The following is a 5,357-nucleotide window of genomic DNA, read 5'->3' as shown; positions in this document are numbered from 1 at the left end:
TTTTAATAAATCCACGAGTACTTCATGAATTAACCGATGACAATGGTGTCTTCGTTCCGTAATAAGGCCACCAAAAGCATTCTTCATTGCTCCGGTCATGGTGGTATGCCCATGGGTTTTCACTGTCGGAAGGTGAATCATGTTTTTTCCAACAAAGAAAGAGGGGATGGCATGATTTCCTTCAAATATTTCATCTAATGCAGGGGTTTCTACATGACTTTGATATGGCTTCCATTCCGTTTCGGTTAATGGTATGAAAGGTATTTTATATTTTTCTAAAATAGGGCCCCACTTATTTCCAGAAATACCTTTGTCTATTTTTGTAACAACCGTCCGGTTTTCAGTTGCTGTGAGGTTGTGATATCCTTTGCTGCGTAATGCATTAGCAACTCCATCCAATTGCCAGGGTTCCGTAGAACAAGCGGGGTAGTATAAGGACCAGGAAAGGTTCAGTTTTATAAGGATCTCTGAATCCGGGGAAATAAAATCGGATATTTTACTGATATCTAACAGTTGATTATAGTCTTTAATGATATTACAGGGATTTGTTCTCATTACGGTTACTTGAGCACACATTGGAAACCTAATAATTATTTAATTTAATATTAAAATTTTAACTTTTTCCGATCGTATCTGATTTGCTGCAACCGTCATCTTCTCCCTGAACTTATCCAGGAAAGCCAAAACCCGTGCTGCGGTCTCTTTCTTACACTGCCCGTATATGAGCTCTCCGGCCATGCATTTCCGACGGATTTTGGCGAGTTCTGCATCATCAGATACCATATGAAACAGATTCAGAAGGAACACCGGGCACTTGTCTGCCTCCTTAATATAAGCTGGAGCAGCATCCGAATTTTTCAGACCGATCTCAATCGGAGACGGAGCTGCATCACCGGTCTTGATGACATTTCCGGCTTCTATTTTCACCCAGCCAAGACCGATCTTTGCATGAGGATGCGTATTAAGGTCAGCAATGGATGCTGATTCAGAGAAACTGTCATAGAGCTGCCGTTCAGGAAGTCCCTCCTTAAGATATTGCCGTCCCTCATCGGTCAGGAGAAGTGTGGTTGTGACGGCACGATCCACCTGAGCAAGGCCTTTCTGGGATAAGAGTCCTCCATACTGAACGACTGAATCAGCAGGCCGGTCAAGAATTGTTCCCATCTCTTCCGGAGTCGTGGTTTCGGTTTTTACCAGCTCTAGAAGCAGACGTTTCTCATTCAGGGTTAATTGCATGATATCTCCGTATGTGGTTCACTTTTCAATTTTTGTCCGGTGATTGATTTTTGTGTTTTTTGTATATGGTGCATGAATGTATCTCCTGATAACCTTCGGTAACAGTAATCGATTATTACAGGGGCCCGGTTTAGTCCAGACCCCTATCTAAACGAAAAGAATGAGCAGGAAAAGAATGAGGAGAATGATCCGATAGTGCTCATGAAAGTCTGCTATACTGTTTCCAGTGATTAGTATTTATAGGATGGGGATCAGGATGGGTAAGAAAAATGATGATTTCATGTAAAAAAACACCCCTCTTTTACGGGCATAATCATGACCAATATTTCAATGAAAATGGCAGATGTGGTTATTGCTGATACAATTACTCTCTTGCCCCCCATTAGGAGAATGATATCGACCATTCAATTTAAAGATGATGATATATACTCGTAAATCATGGAGGGGACGGGATTTATCCTAAACTGATAGAGAAATTTCTTTTTATCACTCATGCATTCCGGACTGTATTATGCGGAGATAATCAATAAACTGGTATCTTCGATGCTTTTGTTTTCCTGATATCTCCACAAATATACCGACCTCTTCAAACTTCTTAATCAGGAGGGTTGCAGTCTGTCGACTTACCTTCAGTGTTTCTGTAACCTGAGCGGTTGAAAGAATTGGATATTCAAAGGCGAGTTGAATGAGCCGGACTGCATTCAATCCCCCAATACGATTTATCGCCAATTTTTGAGTCAGTTCGTTTTGAAGACCTATAATCTTTTTCGCGGTTTCTATCGAATCTTTTGAAACCTCAATGACCCCGATAAGAAAAAATCGTATCCAATCCTCCCATAAACCATCGAATCTGACACGATTTAACAATTCATAATATTCGTGCTGATTCTTTTTCAGATAATAACTCAGGTATAACAGAGGGCGTGAAAGAATCCGACGATGATATAAATAGAATGCTGTTAGAAGTCTGCCCATTCTTCCATTACCATCTTCGTAGGGATGTATTGATTCAAACTGTGCATGAATTAATGCTGTTTTCACAAGTGGAGGTATGAGATCCTTTTTTATGATAAATTCCTGCAGCTCTTCCATTAATGGTTGAACAAGATCCGGAGGTGGCGGAACATATGAGGCCTGCTCAATCGAAAAACCAGGTAATCCAATCCAATTTTGTACTCCACGAAGTTTCCCCGGGTGTTTTGATGCACCCCTGGTACCGGAAATAAGGAAATGGTGGATTTCATTTATAAGCGAAAGAGAAAACTCAGAAAATTCCAACTTTTCCATTCCATGACTCATCGCATTCAGATAATTCAAAACCTCACGAATATCATTCATATTCTCCTTAGGTGTCAAATCAGCTTCAAATTCAAGGATACCCAGGAGTGATGCCTGAGTCCCTTCTATCTGCGAACTAAGTAGGGCTTCTTTTTTCATATACATCGCAACGAATAGATCAGGATTTGGGAGAACCTGCGTTACCCCATCAAGCCGGGCTAGTGCATCACTCGCTTCTGAAATAAGCAGGAGGAGTTCATCATCCAGGATAAGTTCAGGAGGCAGAGAGCAGGGAATGAAAACCTCATACGTTCCAAGTATAGGTGATGTCCTCCATTCAATTGTTCCTGCCCTCTTTGATCCATTCGTATATTCCATTATGCACCACTTAAGGATCGATTGTATGTCAATGCAATCTTACATACTCATTACTGAATGAGATTATGTCAACTTTTTGTTACATATACTGATCTCCATTCAAGTATGTCCATACTCGTTGACACAGACAGACGACCTTTGGGATAAGGGATTGGTAGAATTTAGGGGTCAATTGCGTAAGAATTGGGAAAAGGGACTTTTGAAGATAAAATAAAGTTATAGAGATTTATAAACAACTCTTTTCCGATCGTATCTGATCTGCTACAACCGCCATCTTCTCCCTGAACTCATCCAGGAATGCTAAAACCCGTGCTGCGGTCTCTTTCTTACACTGCCCACACATGAGCTCTCCGGCCATGCATTTCCGACGGATTTCAGCAAGCTCAGCATCATCAGATACCATATGAAACAGATTTAACAGGAACACCGGGCACTTATCTGCCTCTCCTCCGAGTTCTTTCTGTTCCTGGAGCGTCATCCGGCCACCAGTCAGGGCCGACATGATCTTCTTGGTGACCTTCTTGTCATCCTCGTAAAACCCGATAATACTCTCCGGGATACTGGATGACATCTTCCCACCGGTCAGACCAGGCATGAACCGGTGAAAGGTTGCGGATGGAGTGACAAACCCATATCCCCCATGGGTTCGCTCTATTGCCCGAACGGTCTTTTTCACGACATCGAGGGGAACACCAGTAATATCTATATGACCCTCATACCGCTTGGATCCCTTGAATGCTTTATGCACCGCTTCCATTGCCTCTTCCGGGGCCTCCTTTGACCGCACACTGACATGAGTGTCCCGATCCTCGACGGTGAACATCCGGAGTTTATGGGCAACCCCTCTTGTAAGCCGGATATGCGGATCCTGGTCAAGACCCACTGGCACGACAGTCGGGGCCGGTTCTTCATTCACCTGGGGATGGAGGATATCTGCTACCTGGGTTAAGACACTCATGGCATGACCGATATCGGTATCCGGAGTAAATCCATAAATTGCAGAGAGTTCTGAAAAATTCACCTTCGCCGATGCTTCAAAAGCCAGATCCTGCACGACCCGGTTTGAACTCTGTTCATAAGTTTCCCCATGGTACCCAAGAGCATAGAGACATGAGAGATATTCATCGCCATATTTCCGGCACTGTTCCCAGGAGAGGTTTCGTACTGCATGGGCTTCCCGGTCAGCAATACAGATAAATCCTCGTCCTCCCTGCTGCACATGCCAGACCACTTCCTTCATGACCATCAGGTGTCCAAGATGCGGGTGGCCGGATGGCATAAACCCAGTCATCACATTGAAGGGTTCATTAGTCCTGATTGCATTCGCTATCTGGTGGTAATCGCGGTGGCCGAAAACGATCCCCCGTCTGATAAAATCGGGAGTCTCCGGAAGAAGATCGGTGACGGTCTCAATCCGCTCAATTCCAAACTCGGCATGCAGACGCTCGATATCGACAGACTGGTCTGATGCCCAGGGGTTTACAACTTCAGTGTCCATGATTCTAGAGTTTTATCCTGGCAAATTCAGTAAAGACAATGCCCTCATCATGTATACCGGCAAATAACATCTTCTTTTTGACACTGTGAGCCATCCGGACTGACCGGGATATACTATTCATGGGAAGTGTCTCGAGGGGCCCTATCGCCTGAACCAGCATCTCTGAGTGGATTTTCCTTCCTGAATATACCCGGAAATGATGGCCGAATTTATACCCGGTCTTGGGGATATACTGAAGTTCCCGTAAATGCCGGTACACGGTGATCTTCTTATCAAGTTCTGGATCTGAATCCTGGATCCGGGCACAATATTGTTCAGGAGTCAGCGTATCCTCGCCCTGCTCTATGGTCACAAGACCCTGCTCCATCAGGTAGGCTGCTTCAACGGTTGCAAGGACTATCCGTGAATCATCCAGCCGTTTTCCGTAAAATGCCTGGTCATACCCAAGGTCTGCCCCTGCGGATATGATAACCGAAATACTGGAGAGAATGCCCGTTGCCGGCTGCGGATCAGGAGTAACTTCAAGTCCGGGCAGTTTCTGGAGTTTTACTTCATAATAGGTAATCTCAAACTCGTCATCAACCACCGCAAGGACATGCTGTTTTCTCATATTGAGGGTAGTCCTGACCTCGCCCTGGACAACGGAAAAATCAATCAGGTCACGCTCGGAGAGCACCCGGACCATATACTGGGACTCTCCTTTTCCTGGTTTCTCTCCCCGCTTAAATACCCTGAAGTCATGGGGACCGGTCTGGACCACATATCCCCGCTCCCTGATATCCCGGTACACGAGGAACGATCTGATCATATGGGCGTCTTCTGAAAACCGGACCAGAAGCGTGTCAAAATCATATCCGGGGATCTCGATTCTTCCCCGGTACACGAGATAGAGTGCTTCTACCGGAGAGAGCCGAAGCCCGTCCTTTTGTGGTCTGCCAAATCCGCTCTGCTCATAAAGGGCATATCC

At 44.8% G+C, this 5,357-nt stretch carries 5 protein-coding genes; all 5 read right to left on the bottom strand.

The features are described 5' to 3' along the window. Nucleotides 1-555: DUF362 domain-containing protein (locus LDL35_RS14250; protein WP_304023634.1), on the bottom strand; the 555-nt coding region annotated here is incomplete at its 3' end. A 39-nt stretch (nucleotides 556-594) separates the two neighbouring features. Then, nucleotides 595-1,236 (bottom strand): hypothetical protein, encoded by a 642-nt coding sequence (locus LDL35_RS15500; RefSeq protein WP_369694949.1) that lies wholly within the window; start codon nucleotides 1,234-1,236, stop codon nucleotides 595-597. Between the two features lie 486 nt (nucleotides 1,237-1,722). After that, nucleotides 1,723-2,892 carry a Fic family protein gene (locus tag LDL35_RS14240; protein ID WP_304023632.1) on the bottom strand — a complete coding sequence of 390 codons (1,170 nt, stop codon included), beginning with the start codon at nucleotides 2,890-2,892 and terminating at the stop codon, nucleotides 1,723-1,725. A 226-nt stretch (nucleotides 2,893-3,118) separates the two neighbouring features. Beyond that, nucleotides 3,119-4,390 carry a tryptophan--tRNA ligase gene (locus LDL35_RS14235; protein ID WP_304023630.1) on the bottom strand — a complete coding sequence of 424 codons (1,272 nt, stop codon included), beginning with the start codon at nucleotides 4,388-4,390 and terminating at the stop codon, nucleotides 3,119-3,121. 4 nt (nucleotides 4,391-4,394) lie between these two features. Continuing rightward, nucleotides 4,395-5,357, bottom strand: a 963-nt coding sequence (gene endA / locus LDL35_RS14230) for a tRNA-intron lyase (protein WP_304023628.1), incomplete at its 5' end; no start/stop codon positions are given.

The organism is Methanospirillum hungatei, assembly GCF_020216685.1.
GTDB classification, from domain to species: domain Archaea; phylum Halobacteriota; class Methanomicrobia; order Methanomicrobiales; family Methanospirillaceae; genus Methanospirillum; species Methanospirillum hungatei_B.
This window is presented reverse-complemented; position numbering and strand designations above follow the sequence as displayed.